The organism is Streptomyces sp. NPDC014861, from assembly GCF_043081625.1.
Taxonomy (GTDB): domain Bacteria; phylum Actinomycetota; class Actinomycetes; order Streptomycetales; family Streptomycetaceae; genus Streptomyces.
The window spans coordinates 75,249-96,241 of sequence record NZ_JBIBWV010000024.1; the positions used below are offsets into that span (position 1 = coordinate 75,249).

At 72.6% G+C, this 20,993-nt stretch carries 27 protein-coding genes and 1 tRNA gene; 22 read left to right on the plus strand and 6 right to left on the minus strand.

Annotated elements, in window-relative coordinates; genetic code table 11:
- The first annotated feature begins 191 nt into the window (after window positions 1–191).
- From ACF1BN_RS31545 to ACF1BN_RS31560, 4 genes are all read left to right on the plus strand, one after another.
- On the plus strand, window positions 192–608 hold the full coding sequence (locus ACF1BN_RS31545; RefSeq protein WP_392334995.1) for a hypothetical protein: 417 nt from the start codon (window positions 192–194) through the stop codon (window positions 606–608).
- Between the two features lie 62 nt (window positions 609–670).
- Window positions 671–1,345 (plus strand): ABC transporter ATP-binding protein, encoded by a 675-nt coding sequence (locus ACF1BN_RS31550; protein WP_392334996.1) that lies wholly within the window; start codon window positions 671–673, stop codon window positions 1,343–1,345.
- A complete protein-coding gene (locus ACF1BN_RS31555) occupies window positions 1,342–1,524 on the plus strand; it encodes a hypothetical protein (protein ID WP_392334997.1) in 183 nt (60 codons plus the stop codon). Before ACF1BN_RS31550 ends, ACF1BN_RS31555 begins: the two co-directional genes overlap by 4 nt.
- 183 nt (window positions 1,525–1,707) lie before the next feature.
- Entirely contained in the window at window positions 1,708–1,914 is a 207-nt protein-coding gene (locus ACF1BN_RS31560; RefSeq protein ID WP_392334998.1) for a DUF4287 domain-containing protein, read from the plus strand.
- A gap of 4 nt (window positions 1,915–1,918) precedes the next feature.
- On the opposite strand, the gene ACF1BN_RS31565 is transcribed toward ACF1BN_RS31560, so the two are convergent.
- Entirely contained in the window at window positions 1,919–2,392 is a 474-nt protein-coding gene (locus ACF1BN_RS31565) for a carboxymuconolactone decarboxylase family protein (protein ID WP_392334999.1), read from the minus strand.
- A gap of 234 nt (window positions 2,393–2,626) precedes the next feature.
- On the opposite strand from ACF1BN_RS31565, the gene ACF1BN_RS31570 reads away from it, so the two are divergent.
- Complete coding sequence (locus tag ACF1BN_RS31570; protein ID WP_392335000.1) at window positions 2,627–3,415, plus strand: alpha/beta fold hydrolase; 789 nt, start codon at window positions 2,627–2,629, stop codon at window positions 3,413–3,415.
- Between the two features lie 10 nt (window positions 3,416–3,425).
- Window positions 3,426–4,490, plus strand: coding sequence for an aldo/keto reductase (locus ACF1BN_RS31575; protein WP_392335001.1), 1,065 nt, complete (start codon window positions 3,426–3,428; stop codon window positions 4,488–4,490).
- A 123-nt stretch (window positions 4,491–4,613) separates the two neighbouring features.
- On the opposite strand, the gene ACF1BN_RS31580 is transcribed toward ACF1BN_RS31575, so the two are convergent.
- The gene (locus ACF1BN_RS31580) at window positions 4,614–5,465 is read right to left on the minus strand and encodes a helix-turn-helix transcriptional regulator (protein ID WP_392335002.1); all 852 of its coding nucleotides are present in this window, start codon (window positions 5,463–5,465) and stop codon (window positions 4,614–4,616) included.
- Between the two features lie 140 nt (window positions 5,466–5,605).
- Here ACF1BN_RS31580 and ACF1BN_RS31585 point away from each other — a divergent pair, with 140 nt between their 5' ends.
- A complete protein-coding gene (locus ACF1BN_RS31585; protein WP_392335003.1) occupies window positions 5,606–6,535 on the plus strand; it encodes an alpha/beta fold hydrolase in 930 nt (309 codons plus the stop codon).
- Between the two features lie 116 nt (window positions 6,536–6,651).
- Here ACF1BN_RS31585 and ACF1BN_RS31590 read toward each other — a convergent pair whose 3' ends face one another.
- Complete coding sequence (locus ACF1BN_RS31590) at window positions 6,652–7,278, minus strand: MarC family protein (RefSeq protein ID WP_392335004.1); 627 nt, start codon at window positions 7,276–7,278, stop codon at window positions 6,652–6,654.
- Between the two features lie 143 nt (window positions 7,279–7,421).
- Between ACF1BN_RS31590 and ACF1BN_RS31595 the strand changes: the two genes are divergently transcribed.
- A complete protein-coding gene (locus ACF1BN_RS31595) occupies window positions 7,422–7,838 on the plus strand; it encodes a YciI family protein (RefSeq protein ID WP_392335005.1) in 417 nt (138 codons plus the stop codon).
- A gap of 99 nt (window positions 7,839–7,937) precedes the next feature.
- Entirely contained in the window at window positions 7,938–8,225 is a 288-nt protein-coding gene (locus ACF1BN_RS31600) for a metal-sensitive transcriptional regulator (protein WP_392335006.1), read from the plus strand.
- Between the two features lie 141 nt (window positions 8,226–8,366).
- Here ACF1BN_RS31600 and wrbA read toward each other — a convergent pair whose 3' ends face one another.
- Window positions 8,367–8,975 (minus strand): NAD(P)H:quinone oxidoreductase, encoded by a 609-nt coding sequence (wrbA, locus tag ACF1BN_RS31605; RefSeq protein WP_392335007.1) that lies wholly within the window; start codon window positions 8,973–8,975, stop codon window positions 8,367–8,369.
- Window positions 8,976–9,138: 163 nt separating this feature from the next.
- Between wrbA and ACF1BN_RS31610 the strand changes: the two genes are divergently transcribed.
- The 5 genes from ACF1BN_RS31610 (at window position 9,139) to ACF1BN_RS31630 (ending at window position 14,237) form a co-directional block, all read left to right on the plus strand.
- Window positions 9,139–9,831, plus strand: coding sequence for a TetR/AcrR family transcriptional regulator (locus ACF1BN_RS31610; protein WP_392335008.1), 693 nt, complete (start codon window positions 9,139–9,141; stop codon window positions 9,829–9,831).
- Window positions 9,832–10,072: 241 nt separating this feature from the next.
- Complete coding sequence (locus ACF1BN_RS31615) at window positions 10,073–10,681, plus strand: RBBP9/YdeN family alpha/beta hydrolase (protein ID WP_392335009.1); 609 nt, start codon at window positions 10,073–10,075, stop codon at window positions 10,679–10,681.
- Between the two features lie 10 nt (window positions 10,682–10,691).
- Complete coding sequence (pip, locus tag ACF1BN_RS31620) at window positions 10,692–11,627, plus strand: prolyl aminopeptidase (RefSeq protein WP_392335010.1); 936 nt, start codon at window positions 10,692–10,694, stop codon at window positions 11,625–11,627.
- Between the two features lie 275 nt (window positions 11,628–11,902).
- Entirely contained in the window at window positions 11,903–12,568 is a 666-nt protein-coding gene (locus ACF1BN_RS31625; RefSeq protein WP_392335011.1) for an HhH-GPD-type base excision DNA repair protein, read from the plus strand.
- Window positions 12,569–12,683: 115 nt separating this feature from the next.
- Window positions 12,684–14,237, plus strand: a complete 1,554-nt coding sequence (locus ACF1BN_RS31630) for a M28 family metallopeptidase (RefSeq protein WP_392335012.1) — start codon at window positions 12,684–12,686, stop codon at window positions 14,235–14,237.
- 66 nt (window positions 14,238–14,303) lie between these two features.
- Here the strand turns inward: ACF1BN_RS31630 and ACF1BN_RS31635 are convergent, their stop codons facing one another.
- Entirely contained in the window at window positions 14,304–16,160 is a 1,857-nt protein-coding gene (locus tag ACF1BN_RS31635; RefSeq protein WP_392335013.1) for a helicase HerA-like domain-containing protein, read from the minus strand.
- Between the two features lie 97 nt (window positions 16,161–16,257).
- Here ACF1BN_RS31635 and ACF1BN_RS31640 point away from each other — a divergent pair, with 97 nt between their 5' ends.
- Together ACF1BN_RS31640 and ACF1BN_RS31645 are read left to right on the plus strand one after the other, a co-directional pair.
- Window positions 16,258–16,554, plus strand: coding sequence for a type II toxin-antitoxin system VapB family antitoxin (locus ACF1BN_RS31640; protein WP_003999914.1), 297 nt, complete (start codon window positions 16,258–16,260; stop codon window positions 16,552–16,554).
- Window positions 16,555–16,673: 119 nt separating this feature from the next.
- Window positions 16,674–17,300, plus strand: a complete 627-nt coding sequence (locus tag ACF1BN_RS31645) for a LytR C-terminal domain-containing protein (protein ID WP_392335014.1) — start codon at window positions 16,674–16,676, stop codon at window positions 17,298–17,300.
- A gap of 75 nt (window positions 17,301–17,375) precedes the next feature.
- Here ACF1BN_RS31645 and upp read toward each other — a convergent pair whose 3' ends face one another.
- On the minus strand, window positions 17,376–18,011 hold the full coding sequence (gene upp, locus ACF1BN_RS31650) for a uracil phosphoribosyltransferase (RefSeq protein WP_392335015.1): 636 nt from the start codon (window positions 18,009–18,011) through the stop codon (window positions 17,376–17,378).
- 111 nt (window positions 18,012–18,122) lie between these two features.
- Here upp and ACF1BN_RS31655 point away from each other — a divergent pair, with 111 nt between their 5' ends.
- From ACF1BN_RS31655 to ACF1BN_RS31680, 6 genes are all read left to right on the plus strand, one after another.
- A complete protein-coding gene (locus tag ACF1BN_RS31655; protein ID WP_392335016.1) occupies window positions 18,123–18,341 on the plus strand; it encodes a hypothetical protein in 219 nt (72 codons plus the stop codon).
- A gap of 334 nt (window positions 18,342–18,675) precedes the next feature.
- Window positions 18,676–19,215, plus strand: a complete 540-nt coding sequence (locus tag ACF1BN_RS31660; RefSeq protein WP_392335017.1) for a hypothetical protein — start codon at window positions 18,676–18,678, stop codon at window positions 19,213–19,215.
- A gap of 47 nt (window positions 19,216–19,262) precedes the next feature.
- On the plus strand, window positions 19,263–19,691 hold the full coding sequence (tadA, locus tag ACF1BN_RS31665; RefSeq protein WP_392335039.1) for a tRNA adenosine(34) deaminase TadA: 429 nt from the start codon (window positions 19,263–19,265) through the stop codon (window positions 19,689–19,691).
- 66 nt (window positions 19,692–19,757) lie between these two features.
- Window positions 19,758–19,845: transfer RNA gene (locus ACF1BN_RS31670), tRNA-Ser, on the plus strand.
- Window positions 19,846–20,301: 456 nt separating this feature from the next.
- Entirely contained in the window at window positions 20,302–20,466 is a 165-nt protein-coding gene (locus tag ACF1BN_RS31675; protein WP_199806607.1) for a hypothetical protein, read from the plus strand.
- A gap of 9 nt (window positions 20,467–20,475) precedes the next feature.
- On the plus strand, window positions 20,476–20,769 hold the full coding sequence (locus ACF1BN_RS31680; RefSeq protein WP_392335018.1) for a Dabb family protein: 294 nt from the start codon (window positions 20,476–20,478) through the stop codon (window positions 20,767–20,769).
- Window positions 20,770–20,993: the final 224 nt, after the last annotated feature.

Sequence of the window (20,993 nt, forward strand, 5' to 3'; positions counted from 1 at the left end):
GCACGCCACTGACCTGGGCTTTTACCTCGTCGCACGCCCCGAGACCGTCTCCGAGGAGATGCATTCTCGACGTTCCGTTCACCGGATCGGGCGGTCATCCGATGGAGGCACGTTCCTGCGTCCCGCCCCCGTAGTGGAGCCGATACTTTCTGTGACGACCAGTCGGCTCTGTACGCAATCAGGGGCAACTCATGGGGAAGTTGCGGAAGTCGGTCACCGCGGCGGTCGTCGCCGGGCTGTTCTTCGGTGGGGCGGGGGTGGCGGTGGCGGACTCGTGGAGGGGGCTGCACATGACCTCGCGGGGCGTCGCGTTCGCCGGCGAGTACACGTGGGAGGCGAAGTTCGTGCACCGGGGTGGTTTCCATGTCAGGGGCGACCTGAACGACACCGACCACGGCGACGGCCACAACGTCTGCCTGCGGGCGAAGGTGGAGGCGTACGACTGGACGCGGGTCAAGGGCGTCCAGAAGAAGTCGGTGCACGTCGACCACGTCTTCTTCGACGGTGCGGTGCTCGAGACCCAGGACGCGCAGATCCAGGCATGCCGCGACCGCGGCTCTTTGCGACCGGACAACCGCTCACACCTTCGGGAGTTCCGCCGCCGCTGATCGTCCGACGCCTTGGGGGGCCGCGGGCGCGGCCCCCTTCCTTGCGGGAAGGAACCCTGACGATGGATGTCATCCTCCGTGCCGAAGGCGTGGAGTTCTTCTACGGCGAGCAGCGCGCCCTGTGCGGTGTCGACTTCGCGCTCGCCCGCGGTGAAGTGGCTGCGATCACGGGCAGCAGCGGATCAGGGAAGTCGTCGCTGCTGTACTGCCTCGCCGGCGTCCTGCCTCCTGCCGGCGGCTCGGTGGTCTTCGACGGAATCACGCTCTCCTCGCTTCCCGACGCCGAGCTGAGCGCCTTACGCAGGGAACGGATCGGGTTCGTCTTCCAGTACGGCGAGTTGCTCGCCGAGCTGACCGCCGAGGAGAACGCCGCGCTCCCCCTTCGCCTGGCCGGAGTCCCCAAGGACCGGGCGCACGCCGCCGGCGCACGGGTCCTGGGGCGTCTGGGCATGGGCGACTTCCTGCGGCGGAGGGCATCCGGCCTGTCGGGCGGCCAGGCACAGCGGGTGGCCGTGGCACGGGCCCTCGTCCATCAGCCGGACGTGGTCTTCGCGGACGAACCGACCGGGGCGCTCGACAGTGCCAACTCCTCCGCCGTACTGGAAGAGTTCCTGGTCCTGGCACGAAGCCAGCAGACGGCCGTCGTCATCGTCACGCACGACCCAGGGGTCGCCGCCCGCGCCGACACCCGGTACACGATGACGGACGGAGCCATCACTCAGCGGGTGGCTGTGTGAACCCGTTCCTGCTCGGCCTGCGCCTCGTATGGCGTGGCGGGCGCCGAGGACGGGCCCGCTTCCTCCTCATGACCTGCGGATCCGCAGTGGGGGTGGTCTGCCTCGCCGCCGTCCTGACGACTCCCACGTGGCTCGCCGAGTCGAGCTATCTGATCACCGGGGGCGGGGCCGTGCACTAAGACTGGGAGGGGTTGCCGCTGCTGGTGGGGAGTGCGGTCGGGGTCCTCGTCGTCGCCGGCGTCGCCTCCGTACCGATGGTTCGGCGGCATGTGGATCCCGAGCACATCCGGCGCGATTAGTTTGGGCGGGCGGCGCAGTCTTGTCTGTCGTCGATGTCGTCGTGCTGCTTTTCGGAGGTCGTCGTGTCCGTTTCCCCCAAGGGTCCTGCCAGCTACTTCCCCTCGATCGAGGAGAAGTACGGGCGGCCCGTGTCCGAGTGGTTCGAGGTCATCCGGTCCTCGCCGCTCACCAAGCACATGGAGCTCGTGGGCTGGCTGAAGAGCGAGTACGGGCTCGGGCACGGGCACGCCAACGCGCTCGTGGCCGCCGTGCGGGCGGAGCAGAAGTAGCGCGTCAGGCGAACTGGCCCGGGACGTAGTCGCCGGCCGGCTGCTGGGTCATGACGTTGATGCGGTTGAAGGCGTTGATCAGGGCGATCAGGGAGACCAGGGCGGCGAGCTGCTCCTCGTCGTAGTGCTTCGCCGCGTTCTCCCAGGCCGCGTCGGTGACGCCGGTGTGCTGGTCGGCGAGGCGGGTGCCCTGCTCGGTCAGTTCGAGGGCCGCGCGCTCGGCCTCCGTGTACACCTTGGCCTCGCGCCAGGCGGCGACCATGTGCAGGCGGAGGGCGGTCTCGCCGGCCGCGGCGGCGTCCTTGGTGTGCATGTCGAGGCAGAAGCCGCAGCCGTTGATCTGGCTCGCGCGGATCTTCACGAGTTCCTGGGTGCTGTGCGGGAGCACGGCGTCCGGGATGCCGAAGCCGGCCGAGGCGAGGTGCTTGACGACCTTGGCGGCGATCGGGCTGGCGAAGAGGTTGAGGCGGGCGTCCATGGGGTTCCTCCGTGGGGTGGGGTGTTCGTTTCTCCGTGGGCCTTCACAGGAATGACGGAGCGGGTCGCGCGGATGTGACAGGGAGAGGCCGAGGTGGAAGTGAGCTACGTCACTCGGGAGTTCGTGCGTGGGGGTGCGCGGCTGTCGCTGCGCGACTGGGGCGGGGACGGGGATGGGGACGGGGACGGGGGCGGAAAGGGTGAGGGGGAGGGGGGCCGGAGTGGGGGCGGGGTCGTGGTGCTGCTGCACGGGCTCGCCGGGCACTGCGGGGAGTGGGACGGGCTCGCGGCGCGGCTGAGCGCCGACGGGTACCGGGTCGTCGCGCTGGACCAGCGCGGGCACGGGGCCGGCGAGCGGCGGCCCGGCGACGTCTCCCGCGCCGCCTACGCGGAGGACGTACTGGGGGTCGTCGAGGAGTACGGCGCCGGCGGGCGGCGTCCGGCCGTGCTCGTCGGGCAGTCGTACGGCGGCCTGGCCGCGCTGCTCGCCGCCGCGCGTCGGCATCCCGGCGTCGCCGGGGCCGTACTGATCGAGGCCGGGCCCGACCGGTCGTCGCCCGAGGCGGTGGCCGGGGTCGTCGAGTGGCTGGAGGGGTGGCCGGTGCCGTTCCCCGGCCGGGAGGCGGCCGTCGCGTACTTCGGGGGCGGGGGAGTCGGGGAGGGGTGGGCCGGAGGGCTGGAGGAGCGGGACGGCGGGTGGTGGCCCCGGTTCGACGCCGACGTCCTGGCCGCCTCGCTCCGCGAGAACGCCGTCCGCGCCTGGTGGGAGGAGTGGGACGCCATCGACGTGCCCCTGCTCGGCGTCCTCGGGGAGAAGGGGATCATCCGCGCGGAACTGTGGGACGGGATGGCGCGGCGGCAGTCCGGGCTGCGCGGGGTGTCCCTGCCGGGCGCCGGGCACGACGTGCACCTGGAGCGGCCGGAGGAGGTGTACGGGGCGGTGGCGGCGTTCCTCCGGGAGGTCCTCGGCCGGGACGCGCGGCCAACACACGGGGGTTGCCCTGGAGTTGACTCCAGGGCCTAGGGTGCGGCGCATGCGCTATCGGGTACTTGGTGGGACCGGGTTCGAGGTCAGTGCTTACTGCCTGGGGACCATGATGTTCGGGTCGGTCGGGAATCCCGACCACGGGGATGCCGTACGGATCATCCATTCCGCCCTCGACAGGGGGATCAACTTCGTCGACACCGCTGACATGTACTCGGCGGGCGAGTCCGAGGAGATCGTCGGGAAGGCGCTGCGCGATCCGCGGCGGCGGGACGAGACCGTGCTCGCTACCAAGGTGTACTTCCCCGTCGGCGGGGACGGACCCGGGCGGGGCGGGCTGTCGCGACGGTGGATCGTACGGGCCGTGGAGGCCAGCCTGGCGCGGCTCGGGACGGACCGCATCGACCTGTACCAGGTGCACCGGCCCGATCACCGGACCGACGTCGAGGAGACCCTGGACGTCCTGGGGGACCTGGTCTCGCAGGGCAAGATCCGGGCCTTCGGGTGCTCGACCTTCCCGGCCGAGCGGATCGTGGAGGCGCACGCGGTCGCCGAGCGGCGCGGGCTGCGGCGGTTCCGGACCGAGCAGCCGCCGTACTCGCTGCTCGCGCGCGGGGTGGAGACCGCGGTGCTGCCGCTGGCGCAGCGGTACGGGATGGGCGTGCTGACCTGGGCGCCGCTCGCCTCCGGGTATCTGTCGGGGGCGTACCGGAAGGGGCGGGGGGTCGATCTCTCGCGCGGACGGGCGGCGATCACCCCGCACCGCTTCGACCCCGCCCTCCCGGAGAACGTGGCGAAGCTCGACGCCGTCGAGCAACTGGCTTTGCTCGCCGAGGAGATCGGCTGCTCGCTGCCCGAGCTCGCGGTCGCCTTCGCCGCCGCGCACCCGGCCGTGACCTCGGTGATCCTCGGGCCGCGGACCGGGGAGCAGCTCGACGGGCTGCTGAAGGGCGCCGCGCTCGTCCTCGACGACGACGTGCTCGACCGGATCGACGCGATCGTGCCGCCCGGGACCGACCTCTACCGGGCCGACGGCGTCTGGCGGCCCCCCTCGCTCACCGAACCGGGCCTGCGGCGGCGGCCTTTGGGGGAGCGGGCCGCGTCCGACGCGTGAGAGGGGCGGGAGGGATCGAGGAAGGAAGCGGGTGGCCCGGCGGTACAGGTGGCCGTCGTACAGATGGCCGTCGGCGCAGTCGGACCGGGCGGGGTCGGTCCCGGGTGTCCGAGCGGGTGGGCGTCACGGTGTGAACTGGTCCGTGCCCACCACCGCGAGCAGCGCCAGCCGGTCGGCCGTGTCCGTGCCCGGGGGCGGGGTGAAGAAGACCAGGCGCTGCTCGCCCTCCGGGGCGAGCAGGACCTGGCAGTCCAGGTCGACCTGGCCGACCAGCGGGTGCGCGACGCGCATCCGGCTGTGCCGGCGGACCGCCACCTCGTGTTCGGCCCAGAGGGTCGCGAACTCCTCGCTGGCGGCGCGGAGTCGTTCCACCAGGCGGGTCGAGGCCGGGTCGCCGCCGCGCCGGCCGTACGCGGCGCGCAGGTCGGCGACGTGGAGCCGGCTGTAGTACGCGTGCTCCTCCGGCGGGTACGCCGTACGGGCGAGGGGGTCGGCGAACCAGCGCCAGACGACGTTCCGGCCGTGTTCCGACACCGTGCAGACGCCGCCCAGGAGGGCGCGGGCGGGGGCGTTCTGGGCGAGGACGTCACCGAGGTCGCCGAGGATCTGCGCGGGGATCGTCGGGAGCTGGTCCAGAAGGTGCAGGAGGCCGGGGGCGACGTGGTCGCCTGCGACCGGACCGGCCGGGGGGCGGTGGCCGGCGAGGAGGTGGAGGTGGTCGCGCTCGTCCGCGTCCAGCCGCAGCGCGCGGGCGAGCGCGGCGAGCATCGGAGGCGAGGGCTGTGGGCCGCGGGCCTGTTCCAGGCGGATGTAGTAGTCGGCCGACATGCCCGCGAGCTGGGCGACCTCCTCGCGGCGCAGGCCCGGGGTGCGGCGGCGCGGGCCGGCCGGCAGGCCCACGTCCTTGGGGGTGACCCGCTCTCGGCGGCGGCGCAGGAAGTCGGCGAGTTCGCGCCGGTCGATCGTCGTGGCCATGACGATCATCCTGCCGGAGCGGCGGAGGCCGAACCAGGGACCGGGGATCCCAGGGTGAGGAGGGCTCTCCCGGGGGCTTCCGTTCGGCGGCATCGTCCTCGGTGTCAGCCACCCGCCGCCCCCGAGGAGTACGTGTCACCATGGCCACCGTCACCGTCGGCACCGCCCGCGTCCACTACGACGTCCACGCTTCCGAGCGCGCTACGACCGTGGAGAATCCCGCGGTCACCGCGGCCACCGCGGTCACCGCTCACCCCCCGCACCTCGCGCACCCCGAAGCCACCACGCACCCCGTGGCCATCACGCACCCGGCGGTCACCGCGCACCCCGCGAACTCCGTGCCCGCCCTGCTGCTCGTGCACGGGACCGGGTCGGGTGGGGCCGTCGTCAACTGGGGGCGGACCGCGCCCCTTCTCACCTCCTCCCGGACCGTCATCACCCCCGACCTCTCCGGTGCGGACCGGACCGTCGACGACGGCGGCGAACTGAGCGTCGAGGGGCTGGCGGCGCAGGTGATCGCCGTCATCGAGGACGCCGGGCGCGGACCGGTGGACCTGCTCGGGTTCTCGATGGGCGCCCCGGTGTCGGCGGCCGTGGCCGCGCTCCGCCCGGACCTCGTCAACCGGCTGATCCTGGTGGCCGGGTGGGCGTACACCGATGCCGACGAGTACCTGCGGAACCTGTTCACGCTGTGGGAGCGGCTGGGCGAGCACGACCCGGCGGGGTTCGGGCGGAGCGTGACCATGACGGGGTTCAGCCGGGGCTTCCTCAACGAGGTGGGGCGCGAGGGCGTCGAGGCGCTGATCCCCAACATGCCGCCCACACCGGGCACCCTGCGGCACGTCGCTCTCGACCTGGGCGTGGACGTCCGGGCGCTGCTGCCCCGGATCTCCGCGCCGACCCTGGTGGTCGGCTGCACCCGGGACGCGACCGTCCCGGTGGAGAACAGCCGGGAGCTGGCGGCGGCGATCGGCGGCAGCGCGTACGCCGAGATCGACGCGGGGCACGTGGTCTTCTTCGAGAAGGAGGAGGAGTTCGTGCGGACGGTGACCGGCTTCCTGGACGCGTGAGGCCGCGTGGAGCTGGAACAGGTTGTGGCTCTCCTCGCCCTCCGCGCTCTCCCCGCCCTCCCGACACACCTGGCCTCCCACCGCCTCCTGGCCCCCTCCCCTCCCCTCGCCGGCTCTCAGTGGCGGTCGAGGCCCGGGACGCCCAGTTCCGAGAGGCCGTCGAGGAAGAGGTCCACGCCGACCGCGGCGAGCAGCAGGCCCAGGAGGCGGCCGAAGAGCTCGATGGTGGCGTGGTGGGTGCGGCGCAGCAGCGCCGTGAGGGACAGGACGCAGACGAGGTCGAGGGCGATGACCGCCACGTACGCGCCGACCACGGTCGACCGCCAGCCGACGCCGTCGCGGGCCGCGGCCTCGATGAGCACCGCGGTCATCGCGAGCGGGCTGACGACGTACGGCATCAGCAGTTCGCGGACGCCGCTGACGACGTCGGGCGAGTCCTGGTGGGGCCCGTCGGAGCCGAGGTGCAGGCCGAGGACGAGTCCGACGGCGTAGAGGAAGAAGATGACCCCGCCGGCGAGCTGGAGGGCGGGGGTGCTGATGTGGAAGACGTCGAGCAGCCACGGGGCCGTGATGCCCGCGACGATGCCGACGGCGACGGCCGCGCCGGAGGCGATGAGGGCGATGGTGCGGAGCTGCCTGACCGGGTGCGACTGGGCGAGGCCGCCGAAGGCGAGGAGCACCTTCGGCGGTCCTACGACGGAGAAGAACGTGATGAACGCGGCGGAGAAGGTGAAGGGGTTCACAGCCGACATCATGGGGCGGTCGGGTGATTCGGCACGGATTTCGGGATGTCGTCCGCGCGGTGTCGAGATCCGGGAGCCGGTTCCGACTCTCCTTCGGAAGGGCCGTGAAGAGGGCCCGTGAAGAGGAAGAGTGGGAGGACACCATGAAGTACCTGGTGATGGTGCAGGGCTCGCACGCCGACTACGAGGCGATGTCCGGCCGCGGCTCGGCGCAGAGCCCGTCCTGGGACAAGGAGTCCCTGAACGCGATGTTCGACTTCATGAACACGCTCAACAAGGAGCTGCTGGAGAGCGGCGAGATGCTCGACGGGCAGGGCCTGGCCGACCCGGGCGAGACCCGGTTCGTGTCGGTGGACGCGCAGGGCCGACCGGTGGTGACGGACGGCCCGTACGCGGAGACCAAGGAGGTCCTGGCCGGCTACTGGGTGCTGGAGTGCGCGAGCCTGGAGCGGGTCACGGAGATCGCCGCCCGGGTGGCGCGCTGCCCCCAGCCGGCCGGAGCCCCGGAGTACCCGGTGGTGATCCGCCGCATCGACGAGGCGGGGCCTACGCAGGACTGAGCGCCGGGAGCGTTCGGCGGCAGGTGTCATCCTTGGAAGTCGACGGGTCCCCGCGGTGGGGGTCGGACTGCCCCCCGGGGTATCTGCTGAGGAGTGGTTGTGGATCTCGATCTCGCGGGCGCGGAGCTCAAGTCCGTGCTGAACCGGCTGCGCCGGGCGCAGGGGCAGATCTCCGGTGTGATCCGGATGATCGAGGAGGGGCGCGACTGCGAGGAGGTCGTGACGCAGCTGGCCGCCGCCTCGCGGGCGCTTGACCGGGCCGGGTTCGCGATCATCGCGACGGGGCTCCAGCAGTGCCTGACGGAGATGGAGAACGGGAAGCGGGACGGCGAGGACCCGGAGAAGATGCGGGCCCGGCTGGAGAAGCTGTTCCTGTCGCTGGCCTGATCGGGGATTCCGGTCGTCGTACGGAGGAAGCGCCCTCGGCCTCGTAGCCGGGGGCGCTTCGGCGTGTCCGGGCTCGGGGCCGGGACGGGGCGCTTCGGTGCGTCGGCCTCGGGGGCGGGGCCGCCTCCGGGGCGGCGCGGGTCAGTCGGTGGCGAGGCCGTTGAGGCGCTTGGCGATGGTGGTGAGGCGGGCGCCCTGGTAGCGGGCGGCGGCCAGGACCTCCTCGGCGGGGGCGCCGTTGGCGGCGGGGTGGGCGGTGCCGTAGGGGTTGCCGCCGGCCGCGTAGACGGCGGGGTCGGTGAAGCCGGGGGAGACGATGACCGAGCCCCAGTGGTGGAAGGTGTTGTAGAGGGCGAGCAGCGTGGACTCGTTGCCGCCGTGGAGGTTGTGGGCGCTGGTGAAGGCGGTGGCGGGCTTGTCCGCCATGACGCCGCGCTGCCACAGGCCGCCGGTGGTGTCGACGAACTGCTTGAGCTGGGCCGCCACGTTGCCGAAGCGGGTCGGCGAGCCGAGGGCGTAGGCGTCCGCCCACTCCAGGTCGTCGAGGGTGGCGAGCTCGATGTCGGCGGTGGCGTCGGCGTGGGCGCGCCAGGCCGGGTTGGCGTCGATCGCGGCGTCCGGGGCCAGCTCGGGGACACGACGGAGGCGGACCTCGGCGCCGGCCTTCTCGGCGCCCTCGGCGACGGCCTGGGCGAGCTGGTGCACGGCACCGGTGGACGAGTAGTAGACGACGGCGACCTTCACGGACATGGCTTGCTCCTCGCTGGGCACGGCGGCGACACATAAGCGGATTAATTTCCGCTTAACTGCTTCCGAGTTAAGCGGATAGAAATCCGGATGGCAAGGGCGGCAGGTATGCTCGGAGGAACGGGACACCGACGACGGGGGCGCGACGAAGGGCAGGGACGGGCCGATGAGCACGAGAACACCGGGCGCACCGGGCACACCGGGGGCCGACGAGGGCTCGGCGCCCCTGCTCCTCCCCGTGCTGCCGACCGTGCCCGGGCCGGGTACCGGAGCCGGCTCGGGAACCGGACCCGCCCCCGAGCGCGCCGACGCCGCCCGCAACCGGCGCCGGATCCTCGACGCCACCGCCCGGATCGTCGCCGAGAAGGGCCCCGACGCGGTCACCATGAACCAGGTCGCCCATGCAAGCGGCATCGGCGTCGGCACCGTCTACCGCCGCTTCGGCGACGTCTCCCAGCTGCTGTGGGCCCTCCTCGACGACCGCGAGCGCCGGTTCCAGGAGGCGTACATGAGCGGCCCGCCGCCGCTCGGCCCCGGCGCCCCCGCCGACGAACGGCTCGACGCCTTCCTCGACGCGCTCGTCGACCGGGTCGCCGAGCAGCGCGCGATCCTGCTCGCCGCGCACTCCGCCGCGCCCCGCGCCCGCTACCACAGCGGCGCCTACCAGGTCATGCACACGCACGCGGCGATGCTGGTCTCCCGGCTCCGGCCCGGCGCCGACTCCGCCCTCCTCGCCCACCTGCTGCTCGCGCCCTTCTCACCGGACCTGATGCACCACCTCTCCGTGGAGCAGGCGCTCCCCGCCGAGCGGGTCAAGGCGGGGGTACGGGAACTGCTCGCGCTCCGGCCCGGCCCGTGAGACCCGTGCGCCTCACGGAGCGGGCCGTGAGACCCGTGCGCCTCGCGGAGCAAGCGGCAAAACCCGTGCGCCTCGCGGAACGGGCGGTGAGACCGGTCCGCCTCACGGAGCGGGCCGTGAGACCGGTCCGCCTCACGGAGCGGCCCGCGGGACCCGTGCGCCTCGCGGGACGGGCCGCGTGGCACGTCCGCTCCTCGGAACGGCCTGGACCCCCGCTGCGTCCGCGCCCCACCATCGGGCCATGACCGCGCCCAAGACCTTCCTGATCCTCCACGGCTTCCAGAACCACCGGCCCGCCGGCCACTGGCAGCACTGGCTCGCCGGCGAGTTGCGCGCCCGCGGCCACGAGGTCCGCTACCCGCAGCTGCCCGCGCCGGACGCGCCCGTCCTCGACGACTGGCTGGCGGCTCTGGAGGAGCACGGGAAGCGGCCGTCCGAGGGCGAGTTCGTCGTCCTCGCGCACAGCCTGTCCGTGCTGCTCTGGCTGCGGGCGGGCGCGCGCCGGCCGGAGGCCGACCGGGTGCTGCTCGTCGCCCCGCCCTCCCCCGCCGTCACCGCCTCCATCCCCGAGATCGCCGCCTTCGCCGACGGTCTCGACCTCACCGAGAAGGGCGTCCGGGCCCGGCTCGTGCACGGCGACGGGGACCCGTACTGCCCCGACGGCGCCGCCCTCGTCTACGGCACCCCGCTCGGCCTGGACACCGACCTCGTCCCGGGCGGCGGCCACCTCACCCCCGACAGCGGCTTCGGGCCGTGGCCGACCGTGCTCCGCTGGTGCGAGAACCCGGAGACCCGCGTCACCAGCAACAGCAACAGCAACAGCGCCAGCAACACCACCGGCACCGAGTAGCGTCGGGCGGATGCGTACCGTGAGCTCCCCCCACGAAAGCGGCCTGCTCGACGTCGGCGACGGCAACCGCGTCCAATACGAGGTCCACGGGAACCCGGCGGGCACGCCCGCGCTCGTCGTGCACGGCGGGCCGGGCTCGGGGTCGTCCCCGAGCGCGCCCCGGCTCTTCGACCCGGAGAAGTACCGGGTCGTGCAGTTCGACCAGCGCGGCTGCGGACGCTCCCTCCCGCACGCGAGCGATCCCGCCACCGACCTCTCCGTGAACACCACCGCCCACCTCGTCTCCGACATGGAGCGGCTCCGTGTCCACCTGGGGATCGACCGCTGGCTGCTGTTCGGCGGCTCCTGGGGCTCGACGCTGATCCTGGCGTACGCGCAGGCCCATCCGGAGCGGGTGAGCGGGATCGTCATCGCCGCCGTCACCACCACCCGCCGTTCCGAGACGGCCTGGCTGTACGAGGGCGCCGGCCGCTTCTTCCCCGAGGCGCACGAGCGGTTCCGGGCCGGCGCGGACCACGCGGAGGACCTGGTGGGGGCGTACGCGGCCCTGATGAACCACCCCGACCGGGCCGTCCGGGAGCGGGCGGCGGCCGACTGGTGCGCCTGGGAGGACGCCGTCCTGTCGATGGAGGGCATGGGGACCCCGTACACCGACCGGGTCGACGACAGCAGGCTCGGCTTCGTCCGGATCTGCTCGCACTACTTCGCGCACGGTGCCTTCCTGGAGGAAGGCGCCCTGATCAGGGACGCGCACCGGCTCGCCGGCATCCCCGGCGTGCTGATCCACGGGAGGCTCGACATGGGCGGACCGCCCACGACCGCCTGGGAGCTCGCCCGGGCCTGGCCCGGCGCTGAGCTGCACGTGGTGGAGCGGTCCGGGCACCTCGGCGGGGACGAGACCCGGCGCCTGATCGTCGCCGCCCTGGAACGCTTCGCGGACGCCTGAGCGCAAGGTTCGGAGCGCACCACGGACCCCCGACCGCGCGCCCCGCACCACCCCACCGCCACCTGACCGCCCACCCCGCACCACCGCCCGGACCCCTGACCACCCACCCCACCGCCACCTGACCACCCACCCCACCGCCACCTGACCACCCACCCCGCACCACCGCCCGGACGCCTGACCACCCACCCCCGCACCACCCCACGGACCCCCGACCACCCGTCCCGGAACGGACCTCCCGCCGGGCGGCGCCGCCCGCCCGGCGGGATCATCGGAACATGAGCCCCGAGATCCACCTCGCCCAGCAGCCCGAGGCCGACGCGCTCCTCGGCCGCTCCCCGCTCGCCGCGCTCGTCGGCATGCTGCTCGACCAGCAGGTCCCGATGGAATGGGCCTTCTCCGGCCCGTACACCGTCGCGGCCCGGCTGGGCCGCGACGATCTGGACGCGCACGAGATCGCCGCGGCGGACCCCGAGGCCTTCGCGGCGCTCCTCTCGGAGAAACCGGCGGTGCACCGCTACCCGGGGTCGATGGCCCAGCGGATCCAGCAGCTGTGCCAGTACCTGGTGGAGGAGTACGACGGGGACGCCGAGGCCGTCTGGCGGACGGCCGCCACCGGCAAGGACCTGCTCTCCCGGCTCCAGGCCCTGCCCGGCTTCGGGAAGCAGAAGGCGCAGATCTTCCTCGCCCTCCTCGGCAAGCAGTACGGCGTCCGGCCCGAGGGCTGGCGGGAGGCGGCGGGGCCGTACGGCGAGGAGGGCGCCCACCGCTCGGCCGCCGACATCACCGGGCCGGAGTCGCTCGCCCTGGTCCGCGCCCACAAACAGGAGATGAAAGCCGCCGCCAAAGCGGCGAAAGCCGCGAAGGGCAGCAGGGACACCAAAGACAGCAAAGGCACCAAAGACGCCAAGGACACCAAGAACGGCGAATCGGCCGGGAATTGAGAATTCCAGATGTCAATCCTGTTCAAGGTGACATGAATTGCGCCGAACGTGTTCACAGAAAGCCCTCCCGGTGGCTAACTTCCCCTCAACCTCGTCCCCATCGGGAAGGACTTCTGTGAACGCATCGCAGCGTCGCGCCGCGGCCATCCTCGCCGCAGCCGCCCTCGCCACCCCCCTGGTCCTCGCATCCCCGGCCACCGCCGTGAAGGACCCCGCCGCCGCGCCCGCCCGGGACGCCGCGAAGCTGGCGAAGAAGCTGGTCCGGGAGACCACCGGCCAGGACGCCTTCAAGCACCTGCAGAAGTTCCAGGCGATAGCCGACTCGGCCGGCGGCCACCGCGCGGCCGGCTCGCTGGGCCACGACGCCTCGGCCGCGTACGTGTACACGCAGCTCAAGAAGGCCGGCTACAACGTCTCATACGAGAGGTTCGACTTCGTCTACACCGAGACCCTCGCCGAGAAGGCGTCCGTCGTCGGTGCCTCCCCCCGCGCGCTCGACATCCGCGCGATGACCTACACCAAGTCCACCCCGGTCGGCGGCATCACCGCCGGTCTGGCGGCCGCCCCGGTCGACGCCGACGGCACCAGCGGCTGCGAGCCGGGCGACTTCGCCTCCGGCACCTTCACCGGCAAGATCGCCCTGGTCAAGCGCGGCGGCTGCGCCTTCGCCATCAAGCAGGAGAACGCAGCGGCGGCCGGCGCCGTCGGCGCGATCATCTACAACAACACCGCGGGCGTGCTCTCCGGCACCCTCGGCGCCGCCGACGCCGGCAAGATCCCGACGGCCGGTCTCTCCCAGGCCGAGGGCGAGCAGCTCGCCGCCGACCTCGCCAAGGGCGCCGTGAACCTCTCCTTCGAGGTCCGCCAGCTCAACCAGAACCGCTCCACCAACAACGTCATCGCGGAGACCAAGGGCGGCAACGCCGCCAACACCGTGATGCTCGGCTCGCACCTCGACTCCGTCACCGCGGGGCCCGGCATCAACGACAACGGCTCCGGCTCCGCCGGCCTCCTCCAGACCGCCCTGGAGCTCGCCGAGTCGAAGGAGAAGGTCCGCAACAAGGTCCGCTTCGCCTGGTGGTCCGCGGAGGAGAACGGCCTCCTCGGCTCCGAGCACTACGTCGCCAACCTGACGGAGCTCGACAAGAAGGAGATCAAGCTCTACCTCAACTTCGACATGATCGCCTCGCCGAACTACGGTCTGTTCGTGTACGACGGCGACAACTCGGACAACGTCGGCGCGGGCGCCGGGCCGGAGGGCTCCGCGCAGCTGGAGCGCGACATCAACGAGTTCCTCGACAAGAACGGGCAGCCGCACGAGGGCACCGACTTCACCGGCCGCTCCGACTACGGCCCGTTCATCGAGGTCGGCATCCCGTCCGGCGGCACCTTCACCGGCGCCGAGGGCATCAAGACCCCTGAGCAGGCCGTCAAGTTCGGCGGTGAGGCCGGTGTCGCCTACGACGTGAACTACCACGCCGTGGGCGACGACATCAAGAACGTCAACCGCAAGGCGTTCGACATCAACATCGACGTCATCGCCAACGCCGTGGGCACCTACGCCCACGACATCTCCTCGCTGCGCAAGCCGGTCGTCACCGTCCCGACCGAGGGCGACGCGGGCAGCGGCGGCGGCCTGCACGACGACCACCACGAGGTCACCGAGTAGCCACGGAAGGGCCGCCCGCCCGGTGATCCGCCGGGCGGCCGGCCACCGAGCCGGTCACCGAGCCGGTCACCGCCTGCGGCGGGCCGTCCCGAAGACCGAGCGGCTGATCTCCCGGCCCAGCTGGGTGCCGATCGACCGGGCGAGGGACTTGAACATCCCGCTGCCCACGACCTGTTCGACGAGCGAGGGCTCCTCCTGAGGGGCCCTCGCCCGGGTCGTCCCGGCCGACTTCGCCGCGGCCTTCTCCTCCCGGACCCGCGCCGCCTCCTCCTCCCGGACCCGCGCTGTCTCCTCCCGGACCCGCGCCTCCTCCGCCGTACGCGCCTCCTCCTCCGCCGTACGCGCCCGCTCGTCCGCCGTCAGGCGCTCGTACGCCGACTCCCGGTCCACCGCCCGCGCGTACCGCCCGTGGAGCGGCGAGGCCTTCACCGCCGCGTCCAGCACGGCCGCGTCGACCGGTCCCATCAGCGACTCGGGCGCCCGCAGCCGGGTCGCCGCCACCGGGGTCGGCGCGCCGCGCTCGCTCAGTACGGTGACCACCGCCTCGCCCGTACCGAGCGAGGTCAGCACCTCCTCCAGGTCGTACGCCGACTCCGGGAAGGTCCGCACCGTCGCCTTCAGGGCCTTGGCGTCGTCCGGGGTGAAGGCGCGCAGCGCGTGCTGCACCCGGTTGCCGAGCTGGGCGAGGACGTCCGCGGGCACGTCCTTCGGGGTCTGGGTCACGAAGAAGACGCCGACGCCCTTGGAGCGGATCAGCCGGACCGTCTGCGTGATCGACTCCAGGAACGCCTTCGACGCGTCCTTGAAGAGGAGGTGGGCCTCGTCGAAGAAGAAGACCAGCTTCGGCTTCTCCAGGTCGCCGACCTCCGGCAGGTCGTGGAAGAGGTCCGCGAGCATCCACATCAGGAAGGTCGAGAAGAGCTGCGGCCGCTCCTGCACCGACGGCAGCTCCAGGACCGAGACGATCCCCCGGCCGTCCTGGGCCGTCCGCAGGAACTCCGAGGTGTCGAACTCCGGCTCCCCGAAGAAACCGCCCGCGCCCTGCTGTTCGAAGGCGGTCAGGGCGCGCAGGATCACTCCGGCGGTCACCGTCGACAGACCGCCGATCCCCTTCAGCTCGGGCTTGCCGACGTCCGACACGAGGAAGGCGACCACCGCCCGCAGGTCCTTCAGGTCCACCAGCTCCAGGCCCTTGGAGTCGGCGTAGTGGAAGATCAGGCCGAGCGACTGCTCCTGGGTCCGGTTCAGCTGGAGGACCTTGGAGAGCAGCACGGGACCGAAGCTGGTGACCGTGGCACGGACGGGAATGCCGGGGCCGATGCCGCCGAGGCCGTAGAACGCGCAGGGGAAACCGGTGGGGGTCCACGCCTGGCCGACCTGCGCCGCCCGCTCCCGGACCCTCTCGCCGTCCTCGCCCGGGGCGGAGACGCCGGAGACGTCGCCCTTGATGTCGGCGAGGAAGACCGGGACGCCCTGGGCGGAGAGCTGCTCGGCGATCAGCTGGAGCGTCTTGGTCTTGCCGGTGCCGGTGGCCCCGGCGACGAGACCGTGCCGGTTGAGGACCGGGAGCGGGATGCGTACGGGCGCCTCCGGGTGGCAGACGCCGTCCCACAGCACGGCGCCCAGATCGAGCGCGGGCCCCTGGAAGGCGTACCCGGCGGCGATCTCCGCGACGGGGGCGGGAAGCCCGGCGGGCGGGGTCGGGGTCGGATCGGCGGGAGGCGCGTCGGCGGCGGGGGGCGCGTGGACGGCGGGGGGCGCGTGGACGGCGGGGGGCGCGTGGACGGCGGGAGCGTCGGCAGCGGGAGCCTCGGCGGCTGCGGGAGCCTCGGCGGCGCCGGGCGGGTCCGGGGTCGCCGGCGGCTGCTCCGGGGGCTTCGGCAGCGGCTCCGGGGTCGTCGGCGGCTGCTCCGTCTCGCTCATGGCGGCACCCCAATGTCTGCTATGTCATGGTCTGCACCAGCATCCCACCGGTACCGCGTGGCTGCGCCGGGAGCCGCTCGCCCGGTAGGCTTTCCGTGTGATCTTCAAGCGCATCGGAAACGGCAGGCCGTATCCCGACCACGGCCGGGAAAGCACCCGGCAGTGGGCGGACGTCGCCCCGCGCCCGGTCCGCCTCGACCAGCTCGTCACCACCAAGGGGCAGCTGGACCTGGAGACCCTGCTCGCCGAGGACTCGACCTTCTACGGCGACCTCTTCGCGCACGTCGTGAAGTGGCAGGGCGACCTCTACCTCGAGGACGGACTCCACCGAGCCGTCCGCGCGGCCCTCCAGCAGCGCCAGGTGCTCCACGCCCGCGTGCTGGAACTGGACTGACCCCGGGCCCACCGGACGGCGTCCCGCACTGATCCTTTCGGGCGCAGTTCACGCCCATCCGGCCGCGATCACATGATCATCAAGTAGGCATCGCGCACGGGCGGCATTACGCTGCGCCCATGAGCATGCTCACTCCCCCCGGCATGGGCGGAAAGTACCGCATCACGGGGGATGTCTACCCGCGCATGCGTCGCCCCCACCGCCGGCGCAGGATCGTCCTGGCCTCCGCCGCCGCCGTGGTCGTGCTCGGCGCGGCCGGCTGGGGCACGCTCCAGCTCGTCGACGTCTTCTCCGGCGACGACAACCCGAAGACCGTCGCCGGGAAGCAGGCGGACTGCAAGCCCGCGCCCACCCCGAGCACCGCGGCCGCCGCCACGCTGCCCAAGCCCGCCCAGCTCACGGTGAACGTCTACAACGCGACCCCGCGCAGCGGACTCGCCAAGGCGACCGCCGACGAGCTGAAGAAGCGCGGCTTCGCCATCGGCAAGGTCGGGAACGCGCCCGCGGCGTACGACAAGAAGGTCAAGGGGACCGGGCTGCTGCTCGGCGCCGGCGCGGCGGGCAAGGGCGCCTTCTCCGTCCTCGGCACGCAGCTCGCCGGCACCACGACGAAGGTCGACGCCCGCACCACGGCGGACGTCGACCTGATCATCGGTACGGCCTTCAAGGCCCTGTCGCCCAAGGCGACGGCGGACGCGGCTCTCGTGGCCCTGAACAAGCCCAAGCCCGCGCCGGCCCGCTGCTGAGCGGAGCCGCCGGCGGGCGGCGGCGCCCCTCACGCATCGGGGCCGCCGCTCCGCGGCCCCGTCCGTCCGGTGCCGCTACTCCGCGGCGCCGTACATCCGGTCACCCGCGTCGCCCAGGCCCGGGACGATGTAACCGGCCTCGTTGAGCCGCTCGTCCACCGAGGCCGTCACGACCGTCACCGGCGTGCCCGCCAGCTCGCGCTCCATGATCTCGACGCCCTCCGGGGCGGCCAGCAGCACCACGGCCGTCACGTCGTCCGCGCCGCGCCGGATCAGCTCCTGGATCGCCGCGACCAGCGTGCCGCCGGTCGCCAGCATCGGGTCGAGCACGTACACCTGACGGCCCGAGAGGTCCTCCGGCATCCGGGTGGCGTAGGTCGACGCCTCCAGCGTCTCCTCGTTGCGGATCATGCCCAGGAAGCCGACCTCGGCCGTCGGGAGCAGCCGCACCATGCCGTCGAGCATGCCGAGCCCGGCGCGCAGGATCGGGACGACCAGCGGACGCGGGTACGACAGCTTCACGCCGGTCGTCCGCGTGACGGGGGTCTCGATGTCGACCTGCTCGGTCCGCACGTCCCTGGTCGCCTCGTAGGCGAGCAGGGTGACCAGCTCGTCGGCGAGCCGGCGGAAGGTCGGGGAGTCCGTGCGCTTGTCGCGCAGGGTGGTGAGCTTGTGGGCGACCAGCGGGTGATCGACGACGTGGAGACGCATGACCCCACAGTAGCCCGCCCCACCACTGGCACCCGCCCACCACTGGCACCGACCCGTGTGGCTGCGGCAAGGTGGGGGCACAGGGACCCAGTGATGGGGGTGGTGTGGCCGATGCCCGACCCGAAGAACACATCCGGCCAGGTCCGGGGCGACACGGAGCCCCGGCGGCCGGAGACACAACCGGAGACCGACGCGGAGCGCCGCAGGCGCCGCGCCCAGTTCCTCCGTGAGCTCGGCGAGGCCAAGGCGCTGCGCGACCGCGTGCAGCCGCGGCGCGCCCGGGCGGCCCGGATGAGACAGGCCATGCGCATGCGGACCTTCCGGTGGTGACGGCCGCCCGGACGCCTCCCGGAGACGCCCGGACGCCTCCCGGACGACTCCCCGAGACGCCCGGACGGCTCCCGGTGACGCCCGTGCGGCGGCACGGTGACGGGCCGGCGGCGCCCCGGCGGCGCCCTGGTCGCGGCTCCGTCGGCGGCGGGGAACGTGCCCCCTCCGCGCGCCGGGGTCGCACGCCCACCCGAACGCGGGGTGGTTCAGACTGATGCACGACGCAAGAGCCGAAGACCTCTCCTGAGGCCGTCGTTTCTGTCACGATGCCGATTGGGCGGGGCTCAGGAGCGCGCCGCCGGATCATCACACCTCTGATCAGTGGGAGAGTCAGGTGTACTTCGCCGCACTGCTCGCGCGCACCGAAGACGGGTGGGAAGCGAGCGATACGGAGCTCGATGACGTGGAGACGCTGGCGGACCTGGTCGAGCTGGCCCGCGAGGCGGCGGCCGACGAGGGGGAGACCGTCCTCGTCTTCATCGAGCAGGAGGACGCGTGGTTCGGCATCGTCCGCGTCGACGGGGAGGACGACCCCCGGGTCTACGTCTCCAACGCGGCGGCCGCGGCCCGCTCCTCGTACGGGGAGATCCTCACCTCGGAACTGCTCGGTGACGACGACCCGGACAGCGAGCTCGACAGGCTCACCGCCCTGGACGGCACCGAGGACGGCGAGCCGGAGCCCGCGCCCGGCGAGGACGATGACGACGCGTCCGCGGGCAGCTCCGGCATCGCGCCGGCCGGTCCGCTCGGCGAGGGCCGGATCCTCGCCGACCTCGGCCTGTCCGAGCGGGGACTGCTCGACGTGACCGAGGACGCCCTCGGGGAGATCGCCGACGCCATCGGCGCCTCCGACATCCTGGAGGCCGTGCGCTAGTGCCGCCCGCAGTGCCCGGCCCCGTGCCGGACCTCTGGCGGGACGCCATGCGTCTCGCCCTCGCCGAGGCGGCCGCGGCCGTGCCGGCCGGTGACGTACCGGTCGGCGCGGTCGTGCTCTCCCCCTCCGGCGAACTCCTCTCCCGCGGCCGCAACGAGCGGGAGGCGACCGGCGACCCGACCGCCCACGCGGAGGTCCTGGCGCTGCGCCGGGCCGCCGCCGCCACCGGCGAGTGGCGGCTGACCGGCTGCACCCTCGTGGTGACCCTGGAGCCCTGCGTGATGTGCGCGGGGGCGCTGGTCCAGTCCCGGGTCGAGCGGGTCGTCTACGGCGCCGACGACGAGAAGGCGGGCGCCGCCGGCTCCCTCTGGGACCTGGTCCGCGACCGCCGCCTCAACCACCGCCCGGAGGTGGTCCGGGGCGTCCTGGGCGAGGAGTGCGCCGAGCAGCTCACCGCCTTCTTCCGCGCCCGCTGACCTGCGGGGCAGCCAGGGGCGGAGACGGATTTCATGGCTGGGCGACTTTGGGCTAAGCTCTCTCTCGGTAGCGTGTCCGAGCGGCCGAAGGAGCTCGCCTCGAAAGCGAGTGTGGGGAAACTCACCGAGGGTTCAAATCCCTCCGCTACCGCCAGATCGAAGGGCCCGACGCGAGAGCGTCGGGCCCTTCGGCGTTCCTCCGGCAGGCGCCGGACAAGGCCCCGACAGGCTCCTGGGCGGACCGGGGGACGACGAAGGGCCCCGGCGACACCGCCGGGGCCCTTCACGCGTCCTGCCCGCGTCCGCCCTGAGTGAGGGACGGGGGGAGCGGCATCGGGGGGACAAGCCGCTCCCCCCGACGAGAACCGGGCCGACAAGTCCTGCGCCGCAGTCAGGGGGGAAGCTCGCGGCGCGGACCCCGCAGTGCGGTCCGGTTCCATGAGCCCCGCGGATTCCTGCCAGATCCGCCGGGCTCGACATCCATCCTGCTCTCTCCGCACCCGTTCGGGGGACGGCGAAAGACCCCGAAGCCCGGGCCCTTGGTCCATAAAGGCTCGGTTAGAGTGGGCCACCGCCGGGGCGGGGTCCCGGCAGCGGAGGGGGAGGACGGATGTCCCAGGCGAGGAAAGTCGCGGTCTACGCGTTCGGGGTCTTCGTGCTGTACGCGATCATCACGTCCCCGGACCGGTCCGCCGACCTGGTCCAGATAGGCTTCGAGGGCCTTTCCAGCGCCGCCAAGGGTGTCGGAGAGTTCATGACCGAACTCATCAACTAGGAGCCCTCCGTGATCCGCCATCTGGTCCTCTTCAAGCTCGACGAGGGCGTCACGCGCGACGACCCGCGGGTCGTCGCCGGCGTCGAGGCGTTCCGCGCGCTCGGCGGCCAGGTGCCCGAGCTGCGGTTCTGGGAGTGCGACTGGAACGTGTCGGACCGCCCGATCGCCTACGACTTCGCCATCAACTCGGCGGTCGAGGACCTGGACGCGCTGAAGCGCTACCTGGACCATCCGGCCCATCAGGCCGGCGTCGCACTCTGGCGCGAGTTCTCCACCTGGGTGATCGCGGACTACCCCTTCTAGGGGTAGTCCCCCCTCGTACGTCTCCGAGACCCCCCGCCGTCCGGGCGGGGGGTCTCGCGCGTTGCCGCCTCACGCACGCCTGGCCTCCGGTTCTTCGTCCACCATGCCTTCAACACGTGGTTATGCGGTGCTTGCACACAGTGGACATGTCTTGTGATGCTATGACCGCTTTTGACGGATGAGTTGGACATTTGACCGTAGTTGTCCCAGTCGACCAGCTACAC